We start from the raw sequence: 16,490 nt of genomic DNA, 5'->3' as shown, positions 1-16,490 counted from the left end.
GCCGATTCTTCGGCTCGCTCCTTCACGTCAGATCGGCAGATGACCCAACTTTCCCTGAAGCAGTCCGGTTACCTTCGGCTCAAGTTCGATGCCAGCGCAGAGACAGGCTCCGTGACGGGCCTCGGCTCCGTTTTCGGCAACGTCGACAGCTACGGCGACATGGTGATGCCCGGCGCCTTCGCGAAGTCGCTGGCCCAGCACAAGCGCGAGGGGACCATGCCCCTTATGCTCTGGATGCACGATTGGGCGAAGCCAATCGGGCGCTGGCTGGACATGGAAGAGACCGACATCGGCCTTCTCATCCGGGGCCAGTTCAACACCCAGACCACCGCCGGCAAGGATGCCTTTCACCACGTCACCGGTGGCGACGTAGCCGGGCTCTCGATTGGTTATAACATCCCCGCCGGGGGTTCGGAATTCGACCGAAAAACGGGCGTGTTGAAGCTGCTCACCCTCGAGCTGTTCGAAGTGTCCGTCGTCAGCTTCCCCGCCAACCGTCAAGCCTTGATCCAGCTCGGCAGCAAGAGCGAGCTGGAAGACCACCTCCGCAAGTCCGGCATGTCGAAAGAGGCTGCGCGTCGCGTGGCCTTCGGCGGCTGGCCTGCGCTCGACCAATCCGCCCCTTCCGACTTCTCGCCCCTTCTGGCCGCGCTTCAGGCGTCGGCTCGACGCTTCTAAGGAAACGCTCCCATGCACATGCATCTTCGAACCAAGTCCAATGCCGGCAGCGGCGTCGATGTGGATACCATCACGCGGGCAATCGAGCAGCGCGATACGGCCGTCGCGGCACGCCTCGATGCCATCAAGAAAACGGCTGACGACGGCGCCACAAAAAGCCGTGAGTCAGAGGCGCGCCTCGACGAGCTCGAACAGAAGATGGCGCGCGGAGCTGGCGGCGGGACGCCGGTACGCGAAGAGACCTGGGGCGAGCAGTTTGTGAAGGGCGTCGACATCGAAGGCTTCCGCAACAACGCGGATCGCCGGAAGCAGTCCGAAGGGCTGCTGATGAAGACGACGATCACCTCGGGCGCCACGTTGGGCGGAGCGCTGATCCGGCCCCATCGTGACGAAGCTGTGCTCCTGCCCCGTCGTCCGCTGCGGGTGCGCGACCTCATCCCCTCGATCCAGATCGGAACGGGCGCGGTCGAGTATCCGAAGCAAACGGCGCGCTCGTCGGCGCCGGCCATGGTTGCCGAAGGTCAGCTCAAGCCCGAAAGCGCCATCAGCTTCGAGATGAAGACGACCAGCGCGAAGGTCATCGCGCATTGGGTGCCGGCGTCGCGTCAGATCCTCGACAATGCCGCGCAGCTCGCGGGGATCATCGATAACGATCTTCGCTATGGGCTGGCGCTGAAGGAGGACGAGCAGCTTCTCATGGGCTCGGGAACGGGAGAGAACCTTCTCGGCATGATCCCGCAGGCAACGGCTTATGCAGCGCCCTTCACGATCAGCGGCTCGACCATTATCGATCAGGTCGGCCTCGCCGTGCTTCAGGCGTCGCTCACCGATTTCCCGCCTGATGGCATCATTATGCACCCGTCGGACTGGATGCGGATCCGCCTTCAGAAGGACGCAGGCGGCAACTTCATTTTCGGCAATCCGGGCATTCGCGACTCGGCCGTGCTGTGGGGCCTGCCCGTCGTCGAGACGACCTCGATGCCGATCGACAAGTTCCTGGTCGGCTCGTTCCAGAGTGCGGCCACCGTCTACGATCGGTGGCTCCCGCGCGTCGAGATCAGCACCGAGCACTCGGACTTCTTCACGCGCAACTTGGTCGCCATCCTCGCTGAGGAACGCCTCGCTTTTGCGGTGAAGAACCCGAACGCCCTGATCTACGGCGACTTCGGTTTCGTCGCCTAAGCGCCTTCGGAGCGCCTTTCCCCTCGCTCCGGACCCGGCGGCGGTCTGACGGTCCCCCAGACCGCCGCCACCTATCCGAAGATCGCCGTCAACGGCGAAGTTTAGCTGCGAGTTTTGAGAGATGCCTTCGGAAATTAGGGTTCGTCGAAAACGGGTTCCTCCGCTCGCGCGCATTATGCGCGATGCGCTGCATCGAGCAACGCGGGCGGGGTACGACCGCCGGCAGATCGCCACGGCGTTCATTCACATGGCCGAGCCGCTTTCCGGCTCCTCGTACGATCCCAGCCGTGCATCCATTGCTGATGCTTGCAAGCTCCAAGAGCGCCTAATCCGTGAGGGTTACACGGTCGATGCGCTGCGGCAGTTGACATATGAGCGATGTCTGCTAGCGGCAAAGCGCTGTTGATAACATTCGGGCAAGGACCGATTTGGGATTGAAGTCAACCCCGAATCTCGCCATATTACCTGTGGGCCCTGCTTCCGATGAAGCCTCTAGTTCATATTAGGGGTACTTGTAGTCGGTTGCGGGGCCTTTCTGCGCTTAGCGATGTCTTTTTTGCTCTGGCCAGGTACAACAGCGAAGTCTTTAGGCACGAATAGCCAGTGCCTGTATGGTTGACGCCAGACATTCCGCGGGTCGCCCTGTCTACTCGTGCTCACTCCAATGTTGAAGTTTGGATAGATCGCCTGGATCCGCCTCAGGATATGCTTATATACCGCCTCTTTCGCTACCGTTCGTTTCGCTCGCCTCCATTGCCCAGGGGGCTTTTCGAGGTGCATATTGTTCAAGCGAAACTGTATTGCTCCTAAAACTATGTCGAGACCTTGTAGTATATCATGCTTTTTGGAGTCGACATCAGTGATCTCACTTATTGGGATGTATGCGCCAGACGCTTGAAACTCTGCGCTATTGCTGAGACTTGCGACGAATTCACGAAAACGTTCGTACTTCTCGCGGTTATCCGGGATGTCGTCTAGATAGATAGACACCCGCTTGTTCGTCCTGCTCGTTCCACAATAAGCAAGGCCGAAAGCATGCTTTATCAGCTGATAATAGAGAAGAAAGTACGCGTTATCGATCTGATCATCCGTTAAACCAAGAGGCCGGTTTGAGTTTTGGGTGAACATGATCCGCAGCTTGATGCGATTTTCCGCCACCAGATCAAAAAACGCATCGATAAACGCTATGTACTTATCCTTGTAACCCGCCGAAATCTTCGTCCACTTCAACTCCGCGTTGAGGCCGTTTGCTTGCCTAGCCGCGTCAAGCGCGTGCTCGATACTTTCCCGATCACTAGCTTCAATTAGTGCGCCGCCGTAAAAATTGGAGAAGAATGCGCCCTTGCTCAGCGACTCGTCGCAGTAAATGAGCAAATTCCGGTCGGGCATTAAACGCACTCAATGGGTTGGGATGGCGATTGAACATGGGAGGATTACGATCGAAAATCTAGAGCCAGACCGACTCGAGCGTGACCTTATCCGCGATTCAGCTGGAGAAACCAAACGAGAACAGATGGCCTACGAACGACAGCGACCGATACAGTAGCCAGCTCATCTCGAATGGAGGGCGCCCTTCGCCTAACGACCGGTCGACAGATGAAGATGCTCCTCCCAGCGGCCTTGATTGTGCATGGCAGCCTTCCGTTGGGCGATTGAGGTTCGTCCAGAACCCGCCCCAGCCCTGTAGATCAACAAACTCCCGATAGGCTATTGAAATCATTCGTAAAGGCGTGGGCAGCCACTTCGTCAGCCCAAGGCCAGAAACTCTGCGCGAACTTCCTGCCAACGCGGTGGTGATAATCGCCAGCGTTCGCAAGCGTTGAATGAACAATAGCGGCTGGATCGAGTTGGCAGACGGCACCGGCTTCGTTCGATGTGGGGACCTGCATCATGCGGGCGGCGGGCTGTTGTGACGGCCAAAACTCGCCCGCGGGTGAGGACGGCCGAGTAGGTTGTCGAGTGGATGATCTCGCAGGGCATCGTCCCGAATGGCCTCGTCCCAATAGCGCTGGCGCACGCCTTTCGATGGATCGGTGGCGTTGACGCAAGGCGAGCATCGGCGCGACGAACGTCTCCGGCTCGCGGATAAGACGATCGCTACCGCGAAGATTTTATTGACCGATCAACGATACGTGGCTGATGAACGGCGAACGGTCACAGCTGAGTAGCCTCGTGAGGCCATCACCTCTTGGACCAACGACACATCCGAAATGTTTTTCGGCCCGATGACGACATCTGTAATCATATATTCGTGGCGGCCTTCGAAACTGAACTTTTTACAAGGGACGATCCTATCGCGCTTTGCAAAAAATGACATTTGCTTCTCGGCAATCCGATAGTAGATGAGACGCCACTCCAGCTCCTCACGGAACGCGGGGTTTTTGTATTGATAAAACAACGGGAATAGCTCAAAAATGTGGTTGACCACCTTTTTAAATGCCACATCCTGAGCCTGCTTCTTTATCTCTCTCTCCTCTGCGCTACTAAGCAACCCAAACAGAGCAGCTACGCTGAAAGCTCCCTGCTCAACCCCTTCTTTTATCTTCAAAAGTATTGGTAGAATTCTAGAGCGCTGCGTGCTGGCATCGTATTCCACGCGCTGCAACATGTTTACGGCGATGCCATTGGCTTGAAAGTTTGAAGAGTCCCGCAGCTTCTCTTTGGAGAAGCCGATACTCATCCCTTGTCCATCATCGGCGTACCCCCGCCATTGACTAAGCGAGTCGCCGTCTTCGGATAAACAGAAACCGACGTTTGCGAATGTTTTGACCGCATCTTCGATCATTGCAGAAATTCGGTCGGTGTGGGGCGCCAAAACAGGATCGCTAGCACACATCTCTGCAACAACATGCTGAACCCAACTTCCCTCCATCGTATCGTTGGACAATCGAAGGTCAGATAGTTGCAGGCACTTTCCTTCAATTATCTTTAAAAAAGTGTCGTTTGTACAGTAATGGTAGAGTGTGTCGTGTGACGGCAGGACGTAATTCTGGGGTGGCTGGACTGGTGTGATTGCGCCGGACATTCTATGCCTAATCCACTCCTTAACTCGGTCCCGCCGAGCCATCGTCTGAACTATGCCGGTAAAACTCGCGCACGCGTTCCAGCGCGAGTTCGAGTTCATAGTGGGACCGAGCGTCGCCCTTCCTCTTCGCGCGTTCCAGGCTGAAGTTGATGATGTCGAGGATATCCCCAAGCGGAGCAAGATCGGGATACTCGCGTTCCAGCGTGTAGATGATCTCGCCGGTGAGGGTGCGCTCGTTCTCTTCGGCTGCGGCATAGATGCGATCGCGGACGGAGCCGGGCAGCTTCAGGTGGATGTCGTAGACGCCGCGGGCGGTCGAGCGGCTTTCGTCGTCGGCTTCGATCGTGCCGGTCAGGCGATAGATGATCTCGGCGTTGAGAGAGCGGCCGTTCATTTCGGCTTCGTGCTTCAGCCGTTCGCGCATCCCGTCTGGGAAACGCAGCATGTACTGGTCCTGCTTCGCGCTTGGATAGTCGCCTCTAGCCACCGATCATCGCCCCCTCTGCGTCACGTAGTGAAAAACTATCAAAAAGCGCTTGCCGCAACCCTAGTATTCCACTAGCTTCGCTGACGTAGTAATCAGCTAGGGGAACATGCACCGTGGCACAGCCCGCAATCTCTCGCCGATCCGAGCAATTTAACATTCGCTTGCCTGATGGATTGCGCGACAGCTTGAAGATCCAAGCAGCCTTGAACCGGCGCAGCATGAACGCAGAGATCGTGTTGATCTTGGAGAAGAACGTCATCGAGACGGAAACGGCCGACCGCTCCGGCAAGAGCGCATCGGCCGTCTGATATCCGCCGATCGCTGTTGGAGCAGCGATCGAATGTCCATCCAATCAAGTCAGGAAATCAGATGAACACGGTCGAATATACGACGGCCCAGCCGGAAATCAAAGGTCAAGGCTTCACACGCCGTGACGCGCTCGCCAGCATCGGCGCGCTGGCCCTCGCCGCTAGCTCGACGGCGGCGCTGGCGTCTGCGGCGGGAATCCCTTCCGACTTGGACAAGCTGATCCAGCGCTACATTGCCGCCGAGACGGAATGGGCCGAAGCTGAAGAGCAGTGCGGTGCGCTGACGAAGGCCTATCGGGACAGCCTGCGTACCGATCCCGTTGTGGTCGAGTGCAGCGGCCAGACGCCTTGGCAGATCACAATAGCTGACAGCAATGAAGTGCACGCCAATGTCGTCCACGGTCGCGCTGCGAGGGCGATCAACGATCTCGTGCGCCTTGTTTCCGGCCCCGCTACAGATCGGGACATTGAGCGATCGCTCAACATGGCTCTCGCCGAGAGGGCTGAGAACATGAAGCGACTGAGTTCAGGCTACGAGGCGGTAGAGCAGCGCGCGGCAACGATGGGTTTGCCCGCGGCGGAAGCGCGCGAAAATGCAGCTGAAGCGGCGATGCACGCGGCGCTCGATGCTGTGCTGGCCTATCGTCCGCGCACGCTCCGGGAGGTCTGGCAGTACTGCGACTTCATCAAGTCCGACCATGGCTTCGGAGCGCACGTGCTTCCCAGCGAAAAGCATATGGACCTGATTTTCGCCGCTCTCTCGAGCCCGGAAGGCGGGGTCCATGCCTGAAAGGCGCCCCTCCCCTCTGGCGCCTCGGCTGGTTAATCGTGAGGTGGCGGCTGCCTACGCTGGCATCGGCGCCACCAAATTCGACGAACTGGTCAGGTCCGGCGTGATGCCGAAGGCAAAACGGGTCGGCACTCGTCGTCTTTGGGACGTGCACCGCCTAGACGCCGCAATCGACGACCTTCCGGACGAAGCGGCCCGCGTCGTGAACGAGTGGGATGATCTCCCCGAAGCGCCGAGGGCGCGATGAAGGGCAGTTTTCGCCATGTCGTTGAAGACGTGGATCGTCATGGAAACGTGCGGATCTACTACCGCAAGCCGGGCGGCCGGAAGATCCGCCTGCGCGGCCCGGCAGGGTCGGCGGACTTCCTGGAGGACTATCAGGCGGCCGTCGCAGGTCGCCTGAAGCCAAAGGCCACAGCGGCGACGATCGGCGAAGGCTCGCTCCGCTGGGTGTGCGTTCGCTACTTCCAAAGCGCGGCTTTCCGTGGACTGGAGCCTGTCACGCAGCGCGTGCGCCGGGGCATCCTTGAACGGCTGTGCGAGAAGGAAGGCGAAAAGCCTTTCGCGAAGATGCGGCCCGTTCACATTCGGCGCCGGCAAGACATCGAGGCGGATCGACCGGAAGCCGCGAACGCCATGGTGAAGGCGCTTCGGCAGCTCTACAAGTTCGCGATTGAGGACGAGATCGTCGATCGCAACCACGCGGCCGATGTTGCCTATCTGAAGGGCAATCCGGACGGCTTTCACGCATGGACGCTGAAGGAGATCGACGCCTACGAGGATCGGCATCCTGTCGGCTCCAAGGCGCGCCTGGCGCTCGCCCTGCTCCTCTACACCGCCCAGCGCCGGGAGGACGTTCGCCTCTTCGGGCCGCAGCATGTGGAGGAAATCGAGGGCGAGCGTTGGCTCGTTTTCCGGCAGAACAAGAACCGGAACCGCAAGCCGGTCGATCTCGGCATTCCGATCATCGACGAGTTGCAGCGGATCCTCGACGCTTCGAAGCTTGGTGAGGAGACGTTTCTCGTCTCCGAGTTCGGCCGCCCCTTCGCGTCGGGGACCTCGTTCTACAACCGCTTCAAAAAGTGGTGCCGGGACGCCGGGGTCGGGCATTGCGCACCGCACGGACTGCGTAAGGCAGCGGCTTCGCGGATGGCTGAGCTGGGATGCACGGATCGGCAGATCATGTCGATCACCGGCCACACCACATCGAAGGAGATCGATCGCTACACGCGCGGGGCGCGGCAGCGGACGATTGCCGGAAGCGCCGGGGCGAAACTTTCAGGGGCCGCAAAAGTCCCACCAAAAGACGCAAAAGAGCAGAGTGGGACAAATTCCCGCTCCAACGCACTGCAATCAAACGAGAATTAAAATGAATGGTGCCCAAGGGCGGAATCGAACCACCGACACTGCGATTTTCAGTCGCATGCTCTACCAACTGAGCTACTTGGGCGCCGTCCGAAAGGCGGCCCGGTGGGTCGCTTCGTTCGGTTCGCGCCTTATAGTCAGGGTCCGACGACCTGTCCAGCCCCCGCGTGGCGGGTCGCGAAAAAACCGCCGCACGACACGCCTTGCGCTCCCCGCCAGCCTATGGCAATAGAGCCGCCGTCGGCCAGCTGCGGTAGCTCAGTGGTAGAGCACTCCATTGGTAATGGAGAGGTCGAGAGTTCAATCCTCTCTCGCAGCACCAGCCCTCCCCCACACCATTGCATCCCCTCGGAACGACGCCGTAACGGCTAACGCCTCGCGGCGGGATGTCCGCCGAACGGCCTCGCACCCTCTTCGCATTTGCGCGAAAGGGTTTCGCAGGCGCGGCTCGACGGGTACCACACTCAACGTGCGCCGCACCGGCCGCCGAAGGCGCGGCTCTGCGTCGGAGCGCCCCATTGATCCCTGCCGGTCGGTGCCGCATCTGCGGTGGCGTACGACCGGAGAAGGGTGCGGTGGCGAGGAAGCATCGGGGCCGATGGAGCGAGGACGCGGTGCCGGCGGTGCCCGAGCCGGTCTCGTGCTGGCTCTGCGCCCGCCCCCTCGGCGCCCGAGTCGAATGGCATCATCCCGTGCCGAAGAGCCGGGGCGGCAGGGACACCGTCCCCGTGCATCCGATCTGCCATCGCACGCTTCATGCCTGCTTCAGCAACGCCGACCTCGAACGGCATGCCGAAAACGGCGTGCCTTTGTCGGCCGAGCCGGGACTTGCCCGCTTCCTGCGCTGGATCGCCGACAAGCCGCCGGACTTCCACGCGCCGACACGCAAGCCCCGCTGAGGCGGAAGACCGAGCGCCGCGAGATCCACGCGGAGGCGATCCATGCCCCCTCGGCGAATATCGATGCCTTGCTTATCGATAGTGCGCTATCTATATCCGCCGCATGACGCCCGCCGATCCCCTCCTCGAGGCCGCTTTCACCGAAACGCTCGTGAAGACCGCACGCAAGCTGCGCACGCGCTTCAACGCCGAGGTCATGCGGCATGGGCTGACCTATCCCCGCGCCCGCGTCCTCGCGGTGCTGGCGGATCGCCAGCCCCTGCGCCAGGCCGATCTCGCGGCCGAGCTCGAACTGGAAGGTCCGACGGTGGTCCGGCTCCTCGACGGCATGGAGACGCTCGGCCTCATCGCCCGCCGCGCGGTGACCGGAGACCGGCGCGCCAAGCATGTGGAACTCACCGAACGCGGCGCCTGCCAGGCGGAGGTCGTGGCCGCGATCTCCCGGCGCCTGCGGGAGACGATCCTCGCCGGCAGCGACGCGGCCGCGCTAGAGGCGGCGCTCGGCGTACTGCGCGCCATCGCCGACACGCTGGACGGGCCGGTCGAGGGAGGCGGGAAATGACCGACGAGCCTGCGAATGCCGCACGCGCGACAGCCCAGGTCGGCGGCCCCGCCCCCGCGGACACGGCGCCGGACGGCACCCCGCCTGAAGCGCCGCGGTCCAGCCGCCGGGGCGCGCCGATGCCGGCGCCTGCCCCCTTCGTGCCGAAGCCGGCCGGGCGGGCCGCGCTCTACATCCTCGCCTCGACCCTGATCGCGATGACGCAGGGGCTCGGGCTCAACCTCGTCACCGCCAATCTCTATCAGATCCAGGGGCCGCTCGGCGCCACGCTGAACGAGACCGTGTGGCTTTCGGCCGCCTATCTTGCGCCCAATGTCAGCATGACGCTGTTCCTGACCAAGGTGCGCGCGCAGTTCGGCCTGCGCTTGTTCGCGACCTACGCGATCGTCGCCTTCGTCGGAGTCGCGTCGCTGCATCTCGTGGTGGACGACATCCAGTCGGCGATCGTGGTGCGCTTCTTCGCCGGCGTCGCGGCCTCGCCGATGTCGTCGCTCGCCTTCCTCTACATGCTGGAGTCCTTCCCGCCGGAGCGGAAGATGACGGTGGGCGTCAGCCTGGCGATGACGAACCTGTCCATCGCAGCTCCGCTGGCGCGTCTCGTGTCGCCGCGCCTTCTCGATCTCGGCGGCTGGAACGGCCTGTTTCTCCTGGAGACCGCGCTCGCTCTGGTCAGCTTCGGGTTCATCCGCCTGCTGCCGCTGAACTCGCCGCCGAAGACGCCGGTGATCGAGCGGATGGACGTCGTGAACTACGTGTTCATCGCCGTCGGCCTCGGTTCGCTCGCGGTGGTGGCGACGGTGGGCCCGTTCTACTGGTGGCTGGAGGCGCCGTGGATCGGCGCGCTCCTGGCGCTCGGCATCGCGAGCCTGACGGTCGCCGTGGTGGTGGAGCTGAACCGCGCCAACCCGCTGATCGACATTCGCTGGATCACCTCCCGGGAGATCGTGCACTTCGCCGGCACCCTGCTTCTGTTCCGGCTGCTCCTGTCGGAGCAGACGAGCGGTGCCAACGGCTTCTTCCAGGTGCTGGGCCTGCGCAACGAACAGATGGCGACGCTCTACCTCGTGATGATCGCCTCGGGCGTTGCCGCGGGGCTCCTGTGCACGCTCATCGTGCGTCCGGGCCGTGCGCCCTACATCCACATCGTCGCGCTGTGCTGCCTGATCGCGGGATCGCTGATGGATTCGCGCGCCACCGCGCTGACCGGCCCCGAGGGGATGTATCTCAGCCAGGGGCTGATCTCGGCGGCGGGCGTCCTGTTCCTGCCCCCCGCGCTGGCGGTCGGGTTCACCTCGGCCATGAAGCGCGGGATGAACTACATCCTGTCCTTCCTGATCGTGTTCCTGACGACGCAGTCGCTCGGCGGCGCGATGGGCTCGGCGCTGTTCCGCACCTTCGTGACGATCCGGGAGAAGTTCCATTCGAGCCAGATCGCCGAGAATGTCGTCCTGTCGGATCCGGTGGTGGCCGCACGCGTCGCCAGGACGGGCGCGGCCTATGCGTCCGTCCTGCCCGACGCGGCGCTGCGCCAGGCCGAGGGGCTCGCGGTGCTGAGCGCGCAGGCGACCCGGCAGGCCAACATCCTCGCCTATAACGACGCCTTCCTCGCCGTCGCCGCTCTCGCCTCCCTGGGGCTCGCCGCGCTTCTCGTGCACCTGGCCGCGATCCATCTCGGCCGATGGCGTGCGGCGCGCCGAGAGGCGGCTGCTGCCTGAAGCCCTCGCGAATCCCTCCCCCTCCCCGTTCCGACACCCAGCCGAAGTTCGTCCGATGAAGCTGTCCCGCGCCCTCTCCACCCTGTTCGCCGTCTGCGTCGGCCTCGCCGGCGTCGCGCTGGTTCTCTACGCCTGGCGCCTCCCGCCCTTCGCCACCAGCATCGAAACCACCGAGGACGCCTATGTGCGCGGACAGGTCACCGTGATCTCGCCGCAGCTCGCCGGCACCGTGGTCGAGGTGCCGGTGCAGGACTACGAAACCGTCGTCGCCAGCCAGCTCATCGCGCGCATCGACGACCGGATCTTCTCGCAGAAGCTGGCGCAGACCCGTGCGACACTGGACGGGCAGCGGGCGCAGCTCGCCAATTCGCGCCAGGGCCGGCGCTCGGCCGAGGCCAAGGTCAAGGCCAGCGAGGCGGCGGTGGCCAGCGCCCGGTCCGCCTTCGACACGGCGGAGGGAAACTTCGCCCGCATCGCACCGCTCGCCCGGCAGGGCTTCGTGCCCGGAAGCGACCTCGACGTCGCCACCCGCACGCGCGACCAGGCGGCGGCGGCGCTCGACCAGGCACGCGCCTCGCTGGAGGTCTCGCGCCAGGATCTCCAGACGGTGATCGTCTCGCGCCAGTCGCTGGAGGCGGCGGTGCAGAGCGCGCAGGCGGCGGTGCGGCTCGCTCAGATCGATCTCGCCAACACGCGCATCCTCGCGCCCAAGGGCGGGCGGCTCGGCGAGGTCGGGGTCAAGCTCGGCCAGTTCGTCCAGGCGGGAACGCAGCTCACGAGCCTCGTGCCGGAAACGGTCTGGGTGGTCGCCAACTTCAAGGAAACCCAGCTTCCGGGCATGGCCGTCGGCCAGCCCGTCCACTTCACGGTGGACGCCCTGCGGGGTGCGCGACTGTCGGGCCGCATCGAACGCTTCGCGCCGGCCACGGGCTCGGAATTCGCGGTGCTGCGCCCCGACAACGCCACGGGCAATTTCACCAAGGTGGCTCAGCGCCTGCCGGTGCGCATCTCGATCGATCCCGGCCAAGCGGCGGCGGGCGCGCTGGTGCCCGGCATGTCGGTGGTGGTGCGCCTCGACACGGCGGCCGAGGCGCGCACCGACGAAGGGAACGCTCCGACAGCTCCGGCGGACGAGACGCAAGGGTGAGGAGCCGCGGGGGGACGGCCGGCTTCGGCCGCGGCCCCCTGCAAGGAAACGACGCGGTCCTCGCCCGACCGGCGCTTCAGGCCACGGCGGCGGCGTCGAATGCGGCGGCCGTCACGCCCAGAAGGGTGATCGTGCCCCCGCCCGACAGGCCGAGCACGGCGGACCCGCTGCTCTCGGAAATGCTGTAGGTCTGACCGCCGAGGTTCATGCGGTCGCCTTCGGCAGCGTTGAAGTCGAGGATGATGTCGTTGCCGTGCCCGGCGTCGAACAGGAAGAGGTCCGCACCCGAACCGCCGGCCAGCGTGTCGTTGCCGAAGCCGCCGTGCAGCGTGTCGTTGCCACGGTCTCCCGACACGAAGTCGTCGTCGCGGCCGCCATGGACGAGGTCGTTCCCCTGCCCGCCGTGCACGGTGTCGTTGCCGATGTTGCCGGTAATGGTGTCGTCGCCCTGGTTGCCGAAGAGCTGGTCGTCGTCCTTTCCGCCATAGACGAGATCGTTGCCGACGCCGGCATGGATGGTGTCGTTGCCCTGGTTGCCGAAGACGAGGTCGTTGCCCTCGTATGCGTAGATCAGATCGTCCCCGCCGAACGCGGACACCGTATCCGCGCCCGTGCTGCCGTAGAGGACATCCGCGCCCTCCGTCCCGCCGATCGACTGTCCCGCGACGCCGTAGAGCGCCTGGATGGCGGCGATGTCGGCCGCGGCGGGATCGACCAGCGATCCGAGATAGGGGTACATGATCGAGGACGGATCGTCGGCATGGCCGAGGCCGATCGTGTGGCCGATCTCGTGCACCGCGACGGCGTAGAAATTGGTGCCGCCCGCCGAGGTCGGGCCCCAGTACTCGGCCGAATCGAACGCGATCTCGGCGTGGATGGTAAGCCCGCCCGAATAGGTCCAGCTCGCCTCGCCCAGCGTCCCGCCGCGCCCGTCGAAGGCGTCCAGCCCGATCTGGATGTCGGCCGAGGCCGTGGGCACCTCGACGAAATCGATGTTGGCGAGCTTTTCCCACGTGTCGAAGGCCTGGCGGACCCAGGTCTGGAACACCGTGCTGCTGATCGCGCCGTCGAACGCGTAGAACCGCGCCCCGTCCAGGTTGAAGCTCCAGGTGACCGTCCCGCCGCCGGTGCCGGATGCCGCGGAGTCACCCCACTTGGAGCCGGTGTAAGGGACTTGGACCATTCTCTGTTCCTTGCGCTGCAACGGACTGGCGAATGAGGATGTGCTCCATCCTCCATCGCGTGAGGTAAATAGGTTGCCAACAAAGTCCGCTCACATCTGCGTTATCGCTCGCTCACGGAGGATGGACAGCTCGAATCGGTGGAAAGCGTCGCGGGCCGGCTTTCGCCGCGCACCGTCCGCCGCCAAGGTCGGCAGGCAAGAATCGGAGTGCCCGCCATGATGCCAGCCGCCGCCGTCCATCACGATGAACTCGAGACCGCCGTGGAGGAAGCCGTGGCCCAGGCGGGCGGCGATCTCCTGGCCGCCATCCGCAACCTCGCCCGCCGTCAGCACGAGATGGAGCATCGGCTCCGCTCCGACGTGTCGGCCGGCTTCGTGCGCCGCGGCCTCGCCTCGAGGCGCTGAGCCCACGCCGCGGCCGGGAGCCCCGCCTAGCCGGCGCCCTGGGCGGCCAGGTCGATCTCCAGCACCCGCAGCCCCACATCGTCGGGATGCACCCGCTGCCGGAAGCCGATGCGCCGCGCCATCGACAGCATCGCGGCGTTCTCGGCCAGCACCTCGCCATGCACGGTGCCGACGCCCTGTCGGCGGGCATAGGCGAGGATCGCCTCCATCAGGAGGCGCCCGAGCCCCCGGCCCTTCTGGTCGGAGCGGACCATGACGCCGAATTCGGCGCGCTCCCCGTCCGGGTCCGCGATCAGGCGCACCACACCGAGGATGGCGCCCTGCGCGCTTGACTCCGCGGGCTCTGCCACGAAGGCCATCTCGCGGGAGTAGTCGATCTGCGTCAGGCGTGCCGCGAAGGCGTGGCCGATCCGGCGCAAGGGGGCGAAGAAGCGTAGGCGCACGTCCTCGGGATCGCTCAGCTCGACCATCCGCACCAGCGCCGGCTCGTCCTCGGGCCGGATCGGGCGCAGCCGGAACCGGCCCTTGCGCGAGACGATCTCGGTTTCGAGCGCCTCCGGATAGGGCAGGATGGCGAAGCGCTGGCGGCCCGCCCGGTCGTCCGGGCGCAGCACGACGCGCGCGTCCAGCGCCAGCACGCCCTCGCCGTCCGCCAGCAGCGGGTTGATGTCGATCTCCGCGAGGCAATCGAGGTCGGCGGCCATGCGCGACAGGGTGACGAGCGTCTCGGCGATCGCGTCGATGTCGGCCGGCGGCCGTTCCCGGTAGCCTTGCAGAAGACGCCAGACCTTGGTGCGCCCGATCATGTCGCGGGCGAGCACGCCGTTCAGCGGCGGCAGGCCGACGGCGCGATCGTCCAGAAGGTCGGCCGCCGTGCCGCCCTGCCCGAAGCGGATGATCGGCCCGAACACCGGGTCGGTGGACATCCCCAGCCGCAGCTCGCTGGCGTTGGGACGGCGCACCATGGCCTGCACGGTGAAGCCGTCGATGCGCGCGCCGGGCTGGCGCTCGACCACCGTGCGGACCATGTGCTCGGCCGCCTCGCGCACCATGGCTGCGTCATCGAGTTGGAGGCGCACGCCGCCGACGTCGCTCTTGTGCGCGATGTCGGGCGACAGGATCTTGAGCGCCACCGGAAAGCCGATCCGGCTGGCGAGGGTGGCGGCCTCGCCGGGGTCGGCGGCGATCTCGGTGGGCACGGTGGCGATGCCGTAGGCGGCCAGCAGCGCCTTGGATTCGGGCTCGCCGAGGACGAGGCGCCCCTCGCGCCGCGCGCGTCCCACGAGCTGCTCCACCGCCATGCGATCGACGCCCGCCGGCGCGACGGCCGCCGGCGTCTGCATCAGGAGGTCCTGGTTGCGGCGGTAGGTGACGAGCTGCATGAAGGCGCGCACGGTCTCGTCCGGCGTCTGGTAGGTGGGCACGTTGCCGGCCGCGAACACGCGGCGCGCCGTGCGGGCGGCCCGCTCGCCCAGCCAGCAGGTCAGGATCGGCGTGCGACGCGCGACGCGCGTCCGTTCCACCGTCGCACGCGCCGCCTCGGTCCCGTCGGCGATGGCCTGCGGGCAGTTCATCACCAGCACGGCGTCCTGTTCGCCCGCCTCCAGGATCGCGGCCAGCGCCTCCGCATAGGCCTCGGCCGAAGCGTCCGGCGCGAGCTTCACCAGCCCCTGCGGCGAGGGCGGCCCCGGCAGGATCGGCGCGAGCCGCCGCCACGTCGCGTCGCCAAGCCCGGCGAGGCGGCCGCCGAAGCCGTCCAGCGCGTCGAGGGCCAGGGTGCCGGCGGCATCGCTGTTGGTGACGACGGCTAGGCGGTCGCCGCTCGGACGCAGGCCCGTGGCGAGCGTCGCGACCGCCTCGAACAGCTCGCGCAGCGTATCGACCCGCAGCATCCCGGCCCGCCGGAACGCTGCGTCGTAGACGTCGTCGGCGCCCCGCCCGCCGCCGATCTCGGGCCGCAGCCCGGCCGCCGACCCGGCGTTGCGACCGGCCTTGATGACCACCACCGGCTTGGTGCGCGCGGCGATGCGGGCGGCCGTCATGAACTTTCGCGCGTCGGTCACGGTCTCGAGATACAGGAGGATCGCCCGCGCACGCGCGTCCAGGGCGAGATGGTCGAGCAGGTCGCCGATGTCGACGTCGCTCATGTCCCCCGTCGAGACCACGTGCGAGAAGCCGATCTCGCGCACGTCGGCCCAGTCGAGCACGGTGGTCGCCATGGCGGCCGACTGGCTCACGAAGGCGAGGTCGCCCTTGCGCGGCGTCAGATGGGCGAAGCTGGCGTTGAGCGAGGCCGGCGGCGACAGCACGCCGAGGCAGTTGGGTCCGACCACACGCAGGAGATGCGGGCGCGCGGCTTCCAGAAGCGCGGCCCGACCGGCCGCGTCGAAGCCGGACGAGATCACCACGGCGGCCCGGCAGCCGCGCCGGCCGAGATCGGACACCAACGCCGGCACCCCCGCCGCCGGGGTGGCGATCAGCGCCAGGTCCGGCACCATGGGGAGCGCGTCGAGCGAGGGATAGCACACCGCCGAGCGGATCGAGGCCTCGCGCGGGTTCACCGGCATCACCGGTCCGTCGAAGCCGGAGCCGAAGAGATTGCGCGCCAGCACCGCGCCCACCGATCCCGGCCGATTGCTGGCCCCGATCAGGGCGATGGAGCGCGGCTCGAACAGCGCGTCCAGATTGCGGATCGACATGCGCACTCCTTGGCGCCGCGCACGAGGCAGGACATCGGGCCGGAT

The 16,490-nt window shown here is 65.1% G+C and carries 15 protein-coding genes and 2 tRNA genes; 11 read left to right on the top strand and 6 right to left on the bottom strand.

Translation table 11 applies throughout. The annotated features are described in order from the left end of the window. Window positions 1-39: 39 nt before the first annotated feature. Both D3218_RS10745 and D3218_RS10740 read left to right on the top strand, forming a co-directional pair. Entirely contained in the window at window positions 40-678 is a 639-nt protein-coding gene (locus tag D3218_RS10745; RefSeq protein WP_119540074.1) for an HK97 family phage prohead protease, read from the top strand. A gap of 12 nt (window positions 679-690) precedes the next feature. Then, window positions 691-1,860 carry a phage major capsid protein gene (locus D3218_RS10740; protein ID WP_119540073.1) on the top strand — a complete coding sequence of 390 codons (1,170 nt, stop codon included), beginning with the start codon at window positions 691-693 and terminating at the stop codon, window positions 1,858-1,860. Between the two features lie 492 nt (window positions 1,861-2,352). On the opposite strand, the gene D3218_RS10735 is transcribed toward D3218_RS10740, so the two are convergent. From D3218_RS10735 to D3218_RS10725, 3 genes are all read right to left on the bottom strand, one after another. Next, window positions 2,353-3,249, bottom strand: coding sequence for a DUF3800 domain-containing protein (locus tag D3218_RS10735; RefSeq protein WP_119540072.1), 897 nt, complete (start codon window positions 3,247-3,249; stop codon window positions 2,353-2,355). Window positions 3,250-3,982: 733 nt separating this feature from the next. Continuing rightward, the gene (locus tag D3218_RS10730) at window positions 3,983-4,885 is read right to left on the bottom strand and encodes a DUF2971 domain-containing protein (protein ID WP_168990481.1); all 903 of its coding nucleotides are present in this window, start codon (window positions 4,883-4,885) and stop codon (window positions 3,983-3,985) included. A gap of 19 nt (window positions 4,886-4,904) precedes the next feature. Continuing rightward, on the bottom strand, window positions 4,905-5,372 hold the full coding sequence (locus D3218_RS10725) for an Arc family DNA-binding protein (RefSeq protein ID WP_119540071.1): 468 nt from the start codon (window positions 5,370-5,372) through the stop codon (window positions 4,905-4,907). Window positions 5,373-5,485: 113 nt separating this feature from the next. On the opposite strand from D3218_RS10725, the gene D3218_RS10720 reads away from it, so the two are divergent. From D3218_RS10720 to D3218_RS10705, 3 genes are all read left to right on the top strand, one after another. After that, window positions 5,486-5,680 (top strand): Arc family DNA-binding protein, encoded by a 195-nt coding sequence (locus D3218_RS10720; protein ID WP_210209667.1) that lies wholly within the window; start codon window positions 5,486-5,488, stop codon window positions 5,678-5,680. A gap of 61 nt (window positions 5,681-5,741) precedes the next feature. Beyond that, window positions 5,742-6,470, top strand: coding sequence for a hypothetical protein (locus D3218_RS10715; RefSeq protein ID WP_119540070.1), 729 nt, complete (start codon window positions 5,742-5,744; stop codon window positions 6,468-6,470). A 243-nt stretch (window positions 6,471-6,713) separates the two neighbouring features. Next, window positions 6,714-7,838 (top strand): tyrosine-type recombinase/integrase, encoded by a 1,125-nt coding sequence (locus D3218_RS10705; protein ID WP_119540068.1) that lies wholly within the window; start codon window positions 6,714-6,716, stop codon window positions 7,836-7,838. Window positions 7,839-7,844: 6 nt separating this feature from the next. Here D3218_RS10705 and D3218_RS10700 read toward each other — a convergent pair. After that, window positions 7,845-7,920 (bottom strand) — tRNA-Phe (locus tag D3218_RS10700). Between the two features lie 162 nt (window positions 7,921-8,082). Here D3218_RS10700 and D3218_RS10695 point away from each other — a divergent pair. From D3218_RS10695 to D3218_RS10675, 5 genes are all read left to right on the top strand, one after another. Beyond that, window positions 8,083-8,157 (top strand) — tRNA-Thr (locus tag D3218_RS10695). Between the two features lie 292 nt (window positions 8,158-8,449). Then, window positions 8,450-8,734 carry an HNH endonuclease gene (locus D3218_RS10690; protein ID WP_119540067.1) on the top strand — a complete coding sequence of 95 codons (285 nt, stop codon included), beginning with the start codon at window positions 8,450-8,452 and terminating at the stop codon, window positions 8,732-8,734. 151 nt (window positions 8,735-8,885) lie between these two features. Beyond that, the gene (locus D3218_RS10685; RefSeq protein WP_168990480.1) at window positions 8,886-9,296 is read left to right on the top strand and encodes a MarR family winged helix-turn-helix transcriptional regulator; all 411 of its coding nucleotides are present in this window, start codon (window positions 8,886-8,888) and stop codon (window positions 9,294-9,296) included. A gap of 119 nt (window positions 9,297-9,415) precedes the next feature. Next, entirely contained in the window at window positions 9,416-11,011 is a 1,596-nt protein-coding gene (locus D3218_RS10680) for an MFS transporter (RefSeq protein ID WP_119540065.1), read from the top strand. Window positions 11,012-11,066: 55 nt separating this feature from the next. Further along, the gene (locus D3218_RS10675) at window positions 11,067-12,158 is read left to right on the top strand and encodes an HlyD family secretion protein (RefSeq protein WP_119540064.1); all 1,092 of its coding nucleotides are present in this window, start codon (window positions 11,067-11,069) and stop codon (window positions 12,156-12,158) included. Window positions 12,159-12,234: 76 nt separating this feature from the next. Here D3218_RS10675 and D3218_RS10670 read toward each other — a convergent pair whose 3' ends face one another. Beyond that, the gene (locus D3218_RS10670; protein ID WP_119540063.1) at window positions 12,235-13,341 is read right to left on the bottom strand and encodes a matrixin family metalloprotease; all 1,107 of its coding nucleotides are present in this window, start codon (window positions 13,339-13,341) and stop codon (window positions 12,235-12,237) included. A gap of 216 nt (window positions 13,342-13,557) precedes the next feature. Here D3218_RS10670 and D3218_RS19725 point away from each other — a divergent pair, with 216 nt between their 5' ends. Continuing rightward, window positions 13,558-13,746 (top strand): hypothetical protein, encoded by a 189-nt coding sequence (locus D3218_RS19725; protein WP_168990479.1) that lies wholly within the window; start codon window positions 13,558-13,560, stop codon window positions 13,744-13,746. A 26-nt stretch (window positions 13,747-13,772) separates the two neighbouring features. Here the strand turns inward: D3218_RS19725 and D3218_RS20260 are convergent, their stop codons facing one another. Continuing rightward, window positions 13,773-16,445 (bottom strand): bifunctional acetate--CoA ligase family protein/GNAT family N-acetyltransferase, encoded by a 2,673-nt coding sequence (locus D3218_RS20260; protein ID WP_119540062.1) that lies wholly within the window; start codon window positions 16,443-16,445, stop codon window positions 13,773-13,775. Window positions 16,446-16,490 lie beyond the last annotated feature (45 nt).

Source organism: Aureimonas flava (assembly GCF_003583935.1).
In the GTDB taxonomy this organism is placed as follows: domain Bacteria; phylum Pseudomonadota; class Alphaproteobacteria; order Rhizobiales; family Rhizobiaceae; genus Aureimonas; species Aureimonas flava.
The sequence above is the reverse complement of the archived record's forward strand: the minus strand, read 5'-3'. Positions and strand labels throughout refer to the sequence as shown.

Coding starts and splice junctions, on each gene's coding strand:
- D3218_RS19725 (WP_168990479.1), top strand. CDS start 13,558: ATGATGCCAGCCGCCGCCGTCCATCACGATGAACTCGAGACCGCCGTG.
- D3218_RS10670 (WP_119540063.1), bottom strand. CDS start 13,341: ATGGTCCAAGTCCCTTACACCGGCTCCAAGTGGGGTGACTCCGCGGCA.
- D3218_RS10735 (WP_119540072.1), bottom strand. CDS start 3,249: ATGCCCGACCGGAATTTGCTCATTTACTGCGACGAGTCGCTGAGCAAG.
- D3218_RS10705 (WP_119540068.1), top strand. CDS start 6,714: ATGAAGGGCAGTTTTCGCCATGTCGTTGAAGACGTGGATCGTCATGGA.
- D3218_RS10680 (WP_119540065.1), top strand. CDS start 9,416: ATGCCGGCGCCTGCCCCCTTCGTGCCGAAGCCGGCCGGGCGGGCCGCG.
- D3218_RS10675 (WP_119540064.1), top strand. CDS start 11,067: ATGAAGCTGTCCCGCGCCCTCTCCACCCTGTTCGCCGTCTGCGTCGGC.
- D3218_RS10730 (WP_168990481.1), bottom strand. CDS start 4,885: ATGTCCGGCGCAATCACACCAGTCCAGCCACCCCAGAATTACGTCCTG.
- D3218_RS20260 (WP_119540062.1), bottom strand. CDS start 16,445: ATGTCGATCCGCAATCTGGACGCGCTGTTCGAGCCGCGCTCCATCGCC.
- D3218_RS10715 (WP_119540070.1), top strand. CDS start 5,742: ATGAACACGGTCGAATATACGACGGCCCAGCCGGAAATCAAAGGTCAA.
- D3218_RS10745 (WP_119540074.1), top strand. CDS start 40: ATGACCCAACTTTCCCTGAAGCAGTCCGGTTACCTTCGGCTCAAGTTC.
- D3218_RS10740 (WP_119540073.1), top strand. CDS start 691: ATGCACATGCATCTTCGAACCAAGTCCAATGCCGGCAGCGGCGTCGAT.